Genomic DNA, 12,765 nt, shown 5'->3' with positions numbered 1-12,765 from the left:
CTAGAAGGGGAGCTTGCGGAAGATGGGGCGGGGGACGTGCGTGAGCACGGCCATGACCCCGCCGAACGCGGCCGGTGCGAAGACCGCGCCCTTACCGGCTCCGGCGTTCTTCACCGCGATGCGGGCGACCTCGTCCTTGTTGATGGTCAGCGGCGCCTCCTTGACGTGCGCCGACATGCGCGTGCGGACCTGGCCGGGCCGGATGACCAGGACGTCCACCCCGTGCTCGGCCAGCGCGTACCCGAGGCCGGTGTAGAAGGAGTCCAGCCCCGCCTTGGTGGAGCCGTAGACGAAGTTGGAGCGGCGGGCACGGAGACCCGCGGCCGAACTCATGGCGATGATCCGGCCGTAACCCTGCGACTTCATCCGTTCGGCGAGCAACACGCCCACCGAGACCGCGCCGGTGTAGTTGATCTGGGCGATCTGGACGGCCTTGCGCTGGTCGGACCAGAGTTCCTCGTTCTCACCCAGCAGGCCGAACGCGACGATCGCCACGTCCACGTCCCCGCCGGCGAAGATCTGCTCGAACGCGGCCGGGTGGGACTCGGTCGCGGCGGCGTCGAAGTCGACCACCTCCACCGCGCTCGCACCGGCGGCGGTCATCTCCGCGCGCGCGTCGTCGACCCCCGGGTCTCCGGGCAGGCAGGCGAGGGTCACGCGCATCGGGCCCTGCTGGAGGTACTCGGCGCAGATGGCCAGGCCGATCTCGGAGGTACCACCGAGGAGGAGCAGGGTCTGGGGGACGCCGACGGCATTGATCATGGGCAGGAGTCTACCGAGGGGGTCCGACGCTGCTGCGCCCCTCACGGGTGGCGGGTGGATCGGGACGGGCGCGAGGCGGTGTGCGCCGCTGCGCGGTGGCCCGGTCCGGCCGGCCCCCGGCCGCCCGGATCAGATGAATCGAGGTCGTCCGGGCCCGGCTCGGCGCGGTGCGCGTGGCCGTGGGCGTACCGAGGTGGGTGACGGGGCCGGTCTGCCCGGGGACCGTTCCCACACCGCCGAGGGCGGGGTGGTCACGATCAGGGCGAATGCGGCGACAGCGGCGCGGAGGATCATGGCGGGCTCCATTTCGGACGCCTCGGTAGACGCTCGTGGTCCGAGGACATCCTCCAGTGTGACGCCGGGCCGGGGTCGTGTGTAGCCCCCGCCGGAGGTCCCCCGGCAGAGGCGCGTCGCGGCCGTGGAGCCGGGCGGCGGCGGCTGGGAGGCCCCGCCCCGGTCGACCGTCAGATCAGCTCGAGGCGACGCCCCATGTCGGAGACGAACACGCCGTTCGGGTCGATCCCCCGGCGGGTGGCGATCCACGAATCGATCCGGGGGTACATCGCGTGGAAGCGCTCGGCCGGGACGCGGGAGTCCTTGGCCGTGTACAGGCGGCCGCCCATCGACATGACCTTGGCGTCGAGTTCGTTGACGAACGTGTTGAGACGGCTGTTGATCGGGAAGTCCACGCAGACGTTCCATCCCTCCATGGGGAAGGACAGCGGTGCCTCGTTTCCCGGCCCGAAGAGCTTGAAGACGTTGAGGAACGAGTAGTGCCCCGAGCGCTGGATGTCGCCGATGATCTCCTTGAAACCCTCGACCTCGCCGGGCGGGACGATGAACTGGTACTGCAGGAATCCCTTGGACCCGTAGGCCCGGTTCCACTCGGAGAACAGGTCGAGCATGTGGTAGAACGCCGGCAGTGTCTTGATCTGGTTCCGGGACGTGACCCCGAGCCGGTAGTACACCTCGCCGATGGGGCCGAAGGTGTACTTGTTCGCGAGCCCGTTGGGGAAGACGTCCGGGAAGGTGATGAGCGGCTTGGCGTCCATCGCCAGGGGGTTCTTCGCCAGCTTGGGCGCGTATTCCTCGAGCTCGGCGAGGGTGGCCAGCGACCCGCGGGACACGGCGGCCCGGCCGAGCTTCGGCGGCGCGCTGATGGCGTCGAACCAGGCCGAGGAGTAGGTGTACTTCGACTCGGAACCGTCGGTGTGCAGGGCGATCGTCTCGTCGAGCGACCCGGTCTGATCGGAATCGGCCAGGAAGAAGGCGGTCTCGGTGCGGGTCATGGCGATCCACGCCTTGAGGATCACGCCGGTCAGGCCGTTGCCGCCGACCGTGGCCCAGAACAGGGTGCCCTCCGGGTCGTCGGCGGTACCGCTCGGCTCCAGGGTCAGCACCCGGCCGTCGGCGACGAGCAGTTCCATGCGGGTGACGTGGTTGCCGAAGGACCCGGCCGAATGGTGGTTCTTACCGTGGATGTCATGACCGATCGCGCCGCCGACCGTGACCTGTCGGGTGCCCGGGAGCACCGGAACCCACAGGCCGAACGGCAGGGCCGCGCGCATGAGCTGGTCGAGGTTCACTCCCGCGTCCACCACGGCCAGCGCCTTCTCGGCGTTGAGCTCGTGGATTCGGTTGAAGCGACTCATGTCCAGCACGAGGCCACCGGAGTTCTGGGCACTGTCGCCGTACGAGCGACCGAGTCCACGCGCCACCACGCCGCGCTGCAGGTGCGCGGGAGAGGAGGCGTTGGAGTCGTTGACGGTCGCCACCGCCGCGGAGATCTCGTCCACCGAGCGTGGCGTGAGCACGTGGCTCATCGCCGGGGCGGTACGGCCCCAGCCGGTGAGACGCTTGAGTTCGGTGTCGAGCGAGGACGGGGCCGGGGTGTTGTTCTGCGCGGTGCTCACACGGTCGAGGGTACCGCTCACCGGCGGCCGGCCTACCCCGCGACGGGCCCGACGTGACGCCGCGACGCGCTGCCGGCGCCCTCCGGCGCTCGCCGACTGCGTGGATGAGCATTCGGCCAGCGCAGTTGGCTGCACTCACGCTGCCTCTTTGACCTGCGCTGCCGCTGTGGACCATTCCAGCAGCGCAACTGGGGTATTTCTGTACTTAGAGGCAGCGCAGGTCAGAAAGCAGCGCCACCGGAGGGCGATGCGCTGGCGCGGTGCTCGATATTGGAACCGGCCAGGGCCAGCACGAGAAACGCGACCGGCCGGCGCGGGTCGAGGGCCGGGTGAGGCCGAGTAGCGGCGGCGCTGGTCGTGTCAGGCGCAGCCGGCGGTGAAGGGGACCCCGCGGGCGCGGTCGTCCACCCAGTCCAGAACCGGGCCCACCGCGGTATAGGCGGCCGTGATGTGTTCGCCGGCCACGGGCGTGTACTCGACGTCCGCGCCGGCCGCACACCACTCGTCGGCCAACCGTCGGGCGGTCCACTCCGGGATGAACAGGTCACCGGGCCCCTGCTCCGAGCCCGGGCCGGGACCGATCGGGACGACCGCATCGCCGTGCCAGACCTGCACGGGCCCGGTCGGCACCTCGCGGGGGTCCGCGCCGTACTCGGGGTCGGCGGTGCCGAGGCGGTTGCGTCCGAGCACCCGGAGCACGGTCGGATCGGTCCGCGGGTCGACGTCGGTGAGCATGGGCAGTGGAGTGTGGAAGATGCCGGCTGCGGTATTGGCGGCGGCGCAGGAATCCCGCGAGAGGTGTGCCAGGACGTCGCCGGTGTCGTTGAGCAGCGGGTACAGCTCCGGGTACTCGCGGGCGAGGCCGAGGATCGCGGCGAGGAACAGGCCCGATCCGAGGGTCCCGTCCAGGGTGTCGAACAGTTCCGAATAGTCGGCGGGGACGCCGCCCACCGACGACCCTACCAGGACGCCGGTCAGTTCGGGGGCGTAGACGGGTTGCAGTTGGGCGGCCCACCCGGTCGCGATTCCGCCACCGGAGTATCCGACCTGCACGACCCGCGAGTCGGCGAACAGCGGGCCGGGGTAGCCCGGCGGGACGAAGGCCCGGGCCGCGCGGATCCCATCGAGGACGGCCCGGCCGTTGGCCCGGCCCGCGGCGTACGCGGCCTTCGGGCCCTGGAAGTCCGTGACGACCAGGCCGTATCCGCGGTCGGCCAGGATCTGGAGGAACGGCGGCAGCTCGAGGTTGAACTCGTGCGGCAGTACGTGCGACGGCATGCACGTCAGGCCGAGGGAGTCGATCGTGACGTTGAACGACACGAGCGGCCGCGTGCCGGGCCCGGTCCACGGAGTGGCCGGCTCGATGACAGTGGAGACGATCTGCTGCGGTCGGTCGTGGGAGTCGGTGCTCTGGACCAGCACCTGCCAGCCCCGGCCGAAGTTGCGCATGTTGTGCGGGGGGATGGTCACCGGACGCGAGTCGAGGATCGTGCCGGGGGCGGTGGCGGGATCGACGACGGGCGGGGAGGAGTACCACGGGTCCGGCGACGGGCTGGGCAGATACCGCTCCGGCGTTCGCTCGTGCGGCGGGGCAGGTCGGAACGCGGCCATCGGATCCGGTAACCCGACGGCCGAGGATCCCGCCGCCGGGTCGGACATGGCCGCCGCCGGAGACTGTCCGGCGACAACGCAGGCCAGAGACATTATTGCCGCGACGACTGCGCGGCCGGGACGGAGGGGACGCCGCGACCTCATGGGCGTACGTTATCGCGCCCCTCGGACACGGCCACCAGATGGTCGACGCACCCTCCTCGCGGCCGGGGTGGTCCGCCCCAACGGGCAGGCGGCCCCAGTTAGTCCGGGCCTGCCTGCGTGAGTGGCACCCCGCCGATGTCGGGGAGAGGAAGTCCGCAGAGGCGGCGGGCCTCGCCGGAGGCCAGACCGAAGGTGCGGAGGAGGTCTTCGGTGATCCGATCGGTCGCGTCGGCATCGTTCCGACCGGGCTGGTCGTGCAGCAGCTGGGCGAGGCCGATGGTCGCACCGGCGACCAGCGCCAGCGCGAGGTCCTGATCATGGAACGTGAAGCGCCCCGCCGCGGCCGCGGCCCCGAGGTCGCGGCGGGCGCGGGGCGCCAGTCCGAACTCGGAGGAGATGAGTGACGCGCCTTCGGAGAGGATGACCCTCGAGAGTTCCGGATGAATCCGGTGGAGGCGGCCGGTGATCCGAAACGATCGGGCGAACACCTCTGCCGGGTCGTCCGAACCGGTAGTGAGCTCGTCGAGCATCTCCCCGTGCGCCTCGAGAGCCTCGTCCACGGCGGCCCGGAACAGGTGTTCCTTGCTCTCGAAGTGGTTGTAGAACGAGCCCATGCCCACGTCGGCGGCCTGGGTGATCTCGAGAACCGGCACCGCCGTGCGCCCCTGGGCGAGGAAAGACTGAGCGGCATCCACGAGCGCGGCGCGGGTACGCGCCTTGCGGCGTCGGAGGTGGTCCTCGCGGGTTCCGGTGTCGACCATGGGTCGCGTTGCCTCCTTCGTGGACGAACTCTGTGTCGAACCTAGCAATCCGGTGCATTTCTGACGATATCGTCAGAACCATTGACTGATGATTGCGTCATGAGTGACGATATCGTCAGTCGCAGATCGAGGAGGCCAGGATGGGCCAACAGTCCGACCCGCACGCGCACCTGCACTCCGAGCAGGGCGCACTGCGTGGTGAACACCCCGGTCGTGCCGTGGATCCGGTGATCAAGGTGCAGTCGCTGGCCTGGCTGGAGTTCGAGAAACCCGATCTGGATCGGGCCGAGAACTTCGCGCGGGCCTTCGGGTTCTCCACGGTGAGGGTCACCTCGACCGAACTTCATCTGCGCGGGACGGACCCCGGAGCGGCCTGCGTCATCATCCGCCGAGGTCCCCGCTCTCGCTTCGTGGGTGCCGCCTTCGCGGCCGCGGAGCGCCGGGACGTCCTCCGGTTGGCCGACGCCACCGACCGCACGGTCACCGCGCTCCCCGAGAGCATCGGCGGGGTTACCGTGGACCTCACCGATCCCGGGGGAAGCCTGGTCCGGGTGGTCTCCGACGCCCACGAAGCTGCGGCGCTGACCCCGTAGCAACCGCAGGTGGTCAACGCCGGGCCGCGGATCGCCCGCATCAACTCCACCCAGCGCCCGCCGCGCGAACCGGCGCGGATCGAGAGAGTCGGACACGTGGTGCTCCAGAGCGCCCACTATCTCGACAGCCTCAACTGGTATCTGCAGCACCTCGGCCTCATCGTCAGTGACTTCCTCTACTACGAGGGGCAGCGCGAGCGGGGCCCCGTCATGAGCTTTATGCGCTGCGACCTGGGGCCGGTCCCCTCCGACCACCACACCCTCGCCCTCACGCTCGGGCCCCGGGACCGCTACGTGCACTCGGCGTTCCAGGTCTGCGACCTCGACGCGATCGCCGCGGGCGGCGAGTTCCTGCTGGACCGGGGTTATCGACGGTCGTGGGGTATCGGCCGCCACATCCAGGGCAGTCAGATCTTCGACTACTGGCGCGATCCAGACGGCTTCCTCGTCGAGCACTACGCCGACGGCGACTTGTTCGACTCCACCCTTGAGCCCGGCTGGGCTCCGATGACCGCCTCGGGCCTGGCGCAGTGGGGTCCGCCGGCAACCCCGGACTTCCTCGGCATCGCACCGGGGAAGGAGTCCTTGCGTGAGCTACGCGCCATGGCCTCGTCGCTGCGAGGCGACACCGAATTCGATCTCCAACGCCTTCGCGGCCTACTGAAAGTTGCCTCCACATGAGTATCTCCGTCCTTCGCACCGCCGACGCCTGGTGGGTCCAGAATCTCGACGGTGCCGCGAGGATCGACACCGCCGCCACCACCACGGGGGAGCTCCTCGGCGACCGGGCGGCGATCGTCGCAGCCGAGGCCGCGGGGCCCGGCGAGCGTGTGCCGGTCGATGACCTCGACCTCGTCTCCCCTGTGACCGCGCCGTGCCGGGTGGTCGCGCAGATGACCAATTACGCCACCCATGTCAAGGACTCCGGGATGGACCCCCACACCGTTCCGCTGACCTTCTTCCGCAAGTCCTCCGGGTCGATCAGCGGCCCGTTCGACGACGTGATCAGGCCGGGGCACGTCACACTCCTCGACTACGAGGTCGAGATCGGCTTGGTCGTGGGATCGCCGCTGCGGGTGGGCACCGAGGTCGACGAAACCACGCTGCCGGAGGTCGTCGCCGGGCTCGTCATCACGAACGACGTCTCCGCCCGTGACGTGCAACTGCCCAAGACCCAGTTCTACGAGGCCAAGTCGTACCCGACGTTCACCCCCGTCGGCCCCGTCCTCGTCCTCCTGGACGCCGCAGAGTTCGCCCGCTTCGACGATCTCCGCTTGACGCTGCGGGTTAACGGCGAGATCCGCCAGGACCGGAAGGTGGGCGGGGACATGATCTACGGGCCGGTCGAGGCGCTGCGGACGTTGGCGGGTTTCCAACGGCTCGACGCGGGGGACCTGGTCCTGACCGGGACTCCCGGTGGGACCGCCCTCAAGGCCCCACCCAAGCTGATCGAGAAGATCGGTGCGCTGCTGCCGCCGGCGCTCAAGTGGAAGAGCTTCTTCAGGGGGCAGGCGAAGAACCCCGCCTATCTGAAGGACGGGGACGTCATGGAACTCTCGATCGCCACCGACGACGGCGCCCTGGACCTGGGCATCCAGCGCACTCGGGTGAGGTATGCCCGGTGAGGGCCGGGGTCGGTCCATGACGGTGACACGCCACTCCGTGGTGGTGGTGGGCGCCGGCCCGGTGGGGATGGCCACCGCGATCCTACTGGCGGACCGCGGCGTGGATTGTCTGGTCGTGGACCGATGGTCGGATGTGTACCCGCAGCCCCGGGCAGTGCATCTCGACGACGAGGTGTGTCGAATCCTCTCGAGGCTCGGGTTGGCCGACGACTTCGCCCGCATCTCCCGTCCGGCGCACGGGCTGCGTCTGGTCGACGCCGGCCGTTCCGTCCTCGCGCAGTTCACGCGTAGCCCCGGTGCGGGGGTCCACGGCTTCCCGCAGGCCAACCTGTTCGACCAGCCGGAACTCGAGAAACTCCTGCGTGCCGGTCTCGCGCGCCGCGAACATTGCACGTTCCGCGGCGGGGTCGAGGTCATCGATGTCGCCAACACCCGGGAGGGTGCCCGGGTGACCATGGTGGACTCGGTCACCGGTACGCGGGAGACCGCCCACGCCGCGTACGTCCTCGGATGTGACGGGGCGAACAGCGTCGTCCGATCGTCGATCGGAACCGGGATGGAGGAGCTGGGCCCGGAGCAGCGTTGGCTGGTCGTGGACATCGCCACCGACAGGGATCTCGGGCACTGGGACGGCGTGCACCAGGTGTGTGACCCGCAGCGGGCCGCGACCTTCATGAGGATCGGTCCGACCAGGTACCGCTGGGAGTTCCGATTGCTGCCGGGGGAGAGCGCACGCCGGTACGGTGACTTGCCCGCCCTGTATCCGCTCCTCGCTCCCTGGATCCAGAGCGCGGACCCCGGCGAGCTGGACGTGGTGCGGGTGGCCGAATACACCTTCTGCGCCCGGGTGGCGCTGCGGTGGAGGGACCGGAGGATCTTCCTGCTCGGTGACGCCGCGCACCTCACCCCGCCGTTCATCGGCCAGGGACTGGGGGCGGGATTTCGGGACGCGGACAACCTGGCCTGGAAGCTCGCCGGGGTACTGCGGGGCGGCCTTTCCGCGTCGCACCTCGATTCCTTCGAGCAGGAGCGCAGACCACATGCCCGCGCGATGGTGCGACTGGCCGTGGCGATGGGGTGGGCGATGACGAGCGGCGGGCACCTCGGGGGCGCGGTGCGGCGGCGGGTCGTCCCCCTCGCGGTGCGGATCCCGTCGATCGGATCGAAGATCATCGAGGGTGTCACCCCGCCGCTTGCGGCCTCCCGTCTCGTACACCGGGCCCCCGTGCGCGGCGGGCTCGCCGGGAGCCTGTGCCCGAACGTCACCGTCGGTGAGGACCTCCGACGCCTCGACGATGTCGCGGAGGGCGCAGTGGTGGTGGTGACAGTGGTCGAGCCCACTGCGGGCCAGAGGGCCGAGATCGAGCGTCGAGGAGCCCGTGTGATCCGCCCCGCGGCCGGTTCGGACCTACACCGGTGGCTCACGCGAGGCGGTGCCTCGGCCGCCGTCGTACGACCGGACGGGACCGTCCTGTGCGCCGCGAGGTCGCTGGCGGGCGTGTACACGCGGATCCCGGTGCTCACGTCGACCTGACCTGGCCGAAGGCCTGCCGGTATACGCCTCGCGCGCGACGCCCCGTGTCGGCCGGTGGGCCGGACGATGGGCGCCACGCGCGAGAGCGGTGCGGTGGGCTCGCGCTCAGGCGGAGCCGCGGGTGGACGGCGTCGACAGGACGACCCGACCGGTGGGCGTGTACGACGGCGAGACCGGGCGACGGTTCGGCGTCCGCAGCGGCGAGGACGGCGGGATGGCCCGGCCGGTCGGCGTGTACGAGAACGCGGTCGGCGCGTTGTTCATGGCGGGGTTTCGGTACTGCGACATGGGGATTCCTCCTGGTCGGGAAGCGAGCTGCACAGCCGCCACGTCCACTGGTGACGAGACGCCGGGCGCTGCTCGGATGCGTTGGGGGGAGGCGACGACGGCTACCCGGGAATGGCGCGGACCTGGTGGTGTTGGCGCCGGGTGAGATGGGGTGGCCGGAACGGATCGCTCCCGCGGAATCGAACGCAGTCGGCGGATGTGCCGTTCCCGGTTCGACCAGAAGCGGGCTTGTGTGCCCGCAGTGGAGAAAGAATTGCACGTCGCAGACCTGATCGCAAGGGGGGTGACGATCTTCACGTGATCCTTACGGAGACCTCTCGGGTGCCTCATGCGGAGGCGGTGGAATCGAGGTGTCGGACGAACCGGCAGACGAGGCCCCCCGCGGGGCAGGACGAGGTGAGGATCATGATGGCGAACTCGAACAGGACGATCCGTCGCTCGATGGGCGCGGTCGCGGCCGTCGGTGCGTTGGCGGTGGCGGGGGTCGGCGGATATGCGCTGGCCGGGTCCGACGGGCCCACGGAGGGCACCCGGGTCGCGACGGTGGCGACACAGGAACAGACCGGAGGGCCCCAGGGAGTCGGCGCGCCCGGGCAGGGCCGCCAGGGAGAGGGCCCGGGTAGGCAGGAGCACGGCCAGCACGGCCAGCACGGCCAGCACGGCCAGCACGGCCAGCGAGACCAGCAGGGCCACGGGCTCGAGATCCCCGCGCCCGCCGGCACGTTGTCGGCCGAGGAGGCCGAGATCCTGTCGATGATGCGCGAGGAGGAGCGGCTCGCCCACGACCTGTACGTGGCGTTGGGCGAGGCGTGGCCGGACCGCCGGTTCGACAACATCTCGGCTGCGGAGACCCGGCACGGCGAGGCCACGGCGACCCTGCTCGCGAACCACGACCTGTCCGACCCGTCGGTCGGCTCCACCCCGGGCGTGTACGCCTACCCGGAGCTCCAGGAGCTGTACGACGACTGGCTGGAGCGGGGCCTGACCTCGAAGTCCGAGGCGCTGGCGGTGGGCGCGGAGCTCGAGCGGCGCGACATCGCCGATCTCGAGGCCGCGATGGCGGCCACCGAGCAACCCGATCTGGACGCGGTGTACGAGCACCTCAGGGACGGGTCGGAGAAGCACCTGGCGGCGTTCGAGCGAGGCTGAACACGAAGGTGGACCCCCGGCCCGGGCCCCGGGAGGCGACTGTGAGGTCGCCCCCGTGGGCCCGGGCCAGTTGGCGTCCGATGGTCAGACCGAGGCCGGATCCGCCGGCGTGCCCGCCGGGCCCGCGATGGAACCGCTCGAAGACGCGCTCGGCCGAGTCGTCGTCCAGGCCGATCCCGGTGTCGGCGACGGTGATCTCCGCCCCGCCGGAGGTGCCGCGCACCGAGACCGTCACCCGGCCGCGTTCGGTGGCCGCCAGTGCGTTGACCAGCAGGTTCTCGACGACCTGCGCCACGCGGTCCGGGTCGACCGTCAGGCGCACCTCCCCGTCCGGCAGGTCCGGCCGCAGCTCGACCCCGGTCGGGGTGAACCGGGGTCGGAGCCGCTCGGCGGTACGACGCACCAGTTCGACCAGGTCGGTCTCCGTCGGCGCGAGTTCGAGGCGGCCCTCGGTGCCCTTAGACAGCGTCGACAGGTCCTCGGACAGGCGCCGGAGCCGGGCGCTCTCGGCACGGACGTGGCGCAACTCCTCCACGTCGAATACGCCGTCGGCGATGCCCTCCACGTACCCGTCGATCACGGTGAGCGGCGTGCGCATCTCGTGTGCGACCTCCGAGATGAGTCGCATCCGGCGGGACTCGGTCTGGTCGATCGCGCGGGCGAGTGTCGTCACGTCGTCGGCGAGGGCCGCGATCTCCCGCTCGGGGGGACGGGTGATGCGGCGGGTGTAGTCCCCGGCGGCTATCGCGGTGGTGGCGGCCCCCACCTCCGCCAGCGACCGGAGCATGCGGCTCCCCACGATCCCGGCGGCGAGGAGCGCGACCGCGACGCCGGCGACCGCCCCCCACACCGTGGCCGTAGTGACCGCGTCGGCGACGATCGAGCGCAGACCCGGGCCGGCGCCGCGGTTTCCGACCCCACCGACCCCACCGGGACCGCCGGGCCGGAGCGAGTCGTCGAAGAGCATCGGAGCCGTCAGCCGGACCACCACCAGCACCACGATCACACCGACCACGGCCACCGAGAGGTGGGAGAGGAACAATCGCCCGCGCAGGGTCCGGATCATCGCGCACCCCCGTGACCCGCCGGCCGGAGGACCTTGTAGCCCGCGCCCCGGACGGTGGCGACGAAGCGGGGTGCCGCCGGATCGTCCCCGAGGGCCCGCCGTAACCCGCGCACGTGGACGTCGACCACCCGCTCGTCCCCGAAGTACCCGTCCTGCCACACCGCGTCGAGGAGCTGTCGGCGGCTGAACACCTGCCCCGGGGCGGCCGTCATGGTGGCCAGCAGATCGAACTCGATCGGGGTGAGCGGGACCGCCGATCCGTCGACGGCGACCTCACGTGCCCCGACGTCCACGGTCAGCGCACCGACGGTGAGCGGCGGCGTGGCGACCACCACCGGACCCGCCTCGCGTGCCCGGCGCAGGACGGCGCGGACGCGGGCGGTGACCTCGCGGGGGCTGAAGGGTTTGACCACGTAGTCGTCGGCCCCGGCCTCGAGGCCGATCAGCCGGTCGACCTCCTCGGCGCGGGCGGTCACGAGGATCACGTACACCGGGGACACCGCCCGCAGGTCGCGCAGCAGGTCGAGGCCGTTCCCGTCGGGCAGTCCGATGTCGAGCAGGACGAGGTCCGCGGCGCCCACCAGCTCCTGGGCCTGGGCCGCGGTACCGGCCTCGTCGACGGCGAAACCGTCCGCCTCCAGGTACCCGCGCAGGACACGGCGGATGTGGGGTTCGTCGTCCACCACCAGGACGCGGCGGCGGGCGGCGGGGTCGGGGGAGTTCACGCCTCCAGTGTCCCCCTCGGCAGTGCGTGACGCTGTGCCCTCGGCCGGCGATCTACCCTGGTCGCGTGACGACATCCAGCGGCGGACCCATCCACGGCAGCCCGGCGGACCCGCCGGAGGACTCCGTCCTCGACTCCCTGCGGGGCGCCGTGGACCCCCTCGAGGCCCGCCACGAGTCCGACCCGACCCGCCCGACCGACCTGAAGACGCAGGTCGTCCGGTTCTTCCTCACCGGCGTGCTGTCGGCGATCGTCGACTACGGGCTCCTCCAGCTTCTCCGGGTCCTCGGCCTGGACTACGGCACGGCCAAGGCGCTGTCCTTCGTCGCCGGCACGCTCACCGCCTACTCCTTCAACCGCCGGTGGACGTTCCAGGCCGAGCCGTCGCGCGCCCGGTTCATCGCCACGATGGGCCTCTACGCGCTGATGTTCGGCGTGCAGTGGGGCCTGTTCATGGTGCTGACACCGTGGTTCCTCGGTATGGACTGGAGCCCGTTCTGGGCCACGACCGTGGCCTACGTCATCGCCCAGGGTGTCGCCACGGTCACCAACTTCATCGTCCAACGGACCGTGATCTTCCGGGTGCGCTGAGCAC

The 12,765-nt window shown here is 70.8% G+C and carries 11 protein-coding genes and 1 pseudogene; 5 read left to right on the top strand and 7 right to left on the bottom strand.

Translation table 11 applies throughout. The annotated features are described in order from the left end of the window. The 4 genes from J1M64_RS13120 to J1M64_RS13105 form a co-directional block, all read right to left on the bottom strand. Complete coding sequence (locus tag J1M64_RS13120; RefSeq protein WP_206474402.1) at positions 1 to 762, bottom strand: decaprenylphospho-beta-D-erythro-pentofuranosid-2-ulose 2-reductase; 762 nt, start codon at positions 760 to 762, stop codon at positions 1 to 3. Between the two features lie 464 nt (positions 763 to 1,226). After that, positions 1,227 to 2,675 (bottom strand): FAD-binding oxidoreductase, encoded by a 1,449-nt coding sequence (locus tag J1M64_RS13115; RefSeq protein WP_206474401.1) that lies wholly within the window; start codon positions 2,673 to 2,675, stop codon positions 1,227 to 1,229. A gap of 360 nt (positions 2,676 to 3,035) precedes the next feature. After that, entirely contained in the window at positions 3,036 to 4,334 is a 1,299-nt protein-coding gene (locus tag J1M64_RS13110) for a lipase family protein (RefSeq protein WP_241261510.1), read from the bottom strand. Positions 4,335 to 4,528: 194 nt separating this feature from the next. Then, positions 4,529 to 5,191: a TetR/AcrR family transcriptional regulator gene (locus J1M64_RS13105; protein WP_182631476.1), complete on the bottom strand. Its 663-nt coding sequence runs from the start codon at positions 5,189 to 5,191 to the stop codon at positions 4,529 to 4,531. A gap of 140 nt (positions 5,192 to 5,331) precedes the next feature. Between J1M64_RS13105 and J1M64_RS13100 the strand changes: the two are divergent. From J1M64_RS13100 to J1M64_RS13090, 3 genes and pseudogenes are all read left to right on the top strand, one after another. Next, positions 5,332 to 6,465: pseudogene (locus J1M64_RS13100) on the top strand (VOC family protein). Continuing rightward, on the top strand, positions 6,462 to 7,409 hold the full coding sequence (locus J1M64_RS13095; protein WP_182631478.1) for a fumarylacetoacetate hydrolase family protein: 948 nt from the start codon (positions 6,462 to 6,464) through the stop codon (positions 7,407 to 7,409). Before J1M64_RS13100 ends, J1M64_RS13095 begins: the two are co-directional and overlap by 4 nt. Before the next feature lie 16 nt (positions 7,410 to 7,425). Continuing rightward, on the top strand, positions 7,426 to 8,943 hold the full coding sequence (locus tag J1M64_RS13090) for a bifunctional 3-(3-hydroxy-phenyl)propionate/3-hydroxycinnamic acid hydroxylase (protein ID WP_182631479.1): 1,518 nt from the start codon (positions 7,426 to 7,428) through the stop codon (positions 8,941 to 8,943). Between the two features lie 105 nt (positions 8,944 to 9,048). Here the strand turns inward: J1M64_RS13090 and J1M64_RS13085 are convergent, their stop codons facing one another. Then, a complete protein-coding gene (locus J1M64_RS13085) occupies positions 9,049 to 9,231 on the bottom strand; it encodes a hypothetical protein (RefSeq protein ID WP_206474399.1) in 183 nt (60 codons plus the stop codon). A gap of 405 nt (positions 9,232 to 9,636) precedes the next feature. Between J1M64_RS13085 and J1M64_RS13080 the strand changes: the two genes are divergently transcribed. Further along, positions 9,637 to 10,380 (top strand): DUF2202 domain-containing protein, encoded by a 744-nt coding sequence (locus tag J1M64_RS13080; protein ID WP_206474398.1) that lies wholly within the window; start codon positions 9,637 to 9,639, stop codon positions 10,378 to 10,380. On the opposite strand, the gene J1M64_RS13075 is transcribed toward J1M64_RS13080, so the two are convergent. Then, entirely contained in the window at positions 10,334 to 11,446 is a 1,113-nt protein-coding gene (locus J1M64_RS13075) for a cell wall metabolism sensor histidine kinase WalK (RefSeq protein WP_206474397.1), read from the bottom strand. The two genes, J1M64_RS13080 and J1M64_RS13075, sit on opposite strands and share 47 nt — an antisense overlap. Continuing rightward, positions 11,443 to 12,171 carry a response regulator transcription factor gene (locus J1M64_RS13070; RefSeq protein ID WP_307872441.1) on the bottom strand — a complete coding sequence of 243 codons (729 nt, stop codon included), beginning with the start codon at positions 12,169 to 12,171 and terminating at the stop codon, positions 11,443 to 11,445. The genes J1M64_RS13075 and J1M64_RS13070 overlap by 4 nt, the downstream gene beginning before the upstream one ends. A 65-nt stretch (positions 12,172 to 12,236) precedes the next feature. Here J1M64_RS13070 and J1M64_RS13065 point away from each other — a divergent pair, with 65 nt between their 5' ends. Further along, positions 12,237 to 12,761 carry a GtrA family protein gene (locus tag J1M64_RS13065; protein ID WP_206474395.1) on the top strand — a complete coding sequence of 175 codons (525 nt, stop codon included), beginning with the start codon at positions 12,237 to 12,239 and terminating at the stop codon, positions 12,759 to 12,761. Positions 12,762 to 12,765: the final 4 nt, after the last annotated feature.

It is taken from the genome of Dietzia sp. KRD202, from assembly GCF_017168155.1.
GTDB lineage: Bacteria > Actinomycetota > Actinomycetes > Mycobacteriales > Mycobacteriaceae > Dietzia > Dietzia kunjamensis.
The sequence above is the reverse complement of the archived record's forward strand: the minus strand, read 5'-3'. Positions and strand labels throughout refer to the sequence as shown.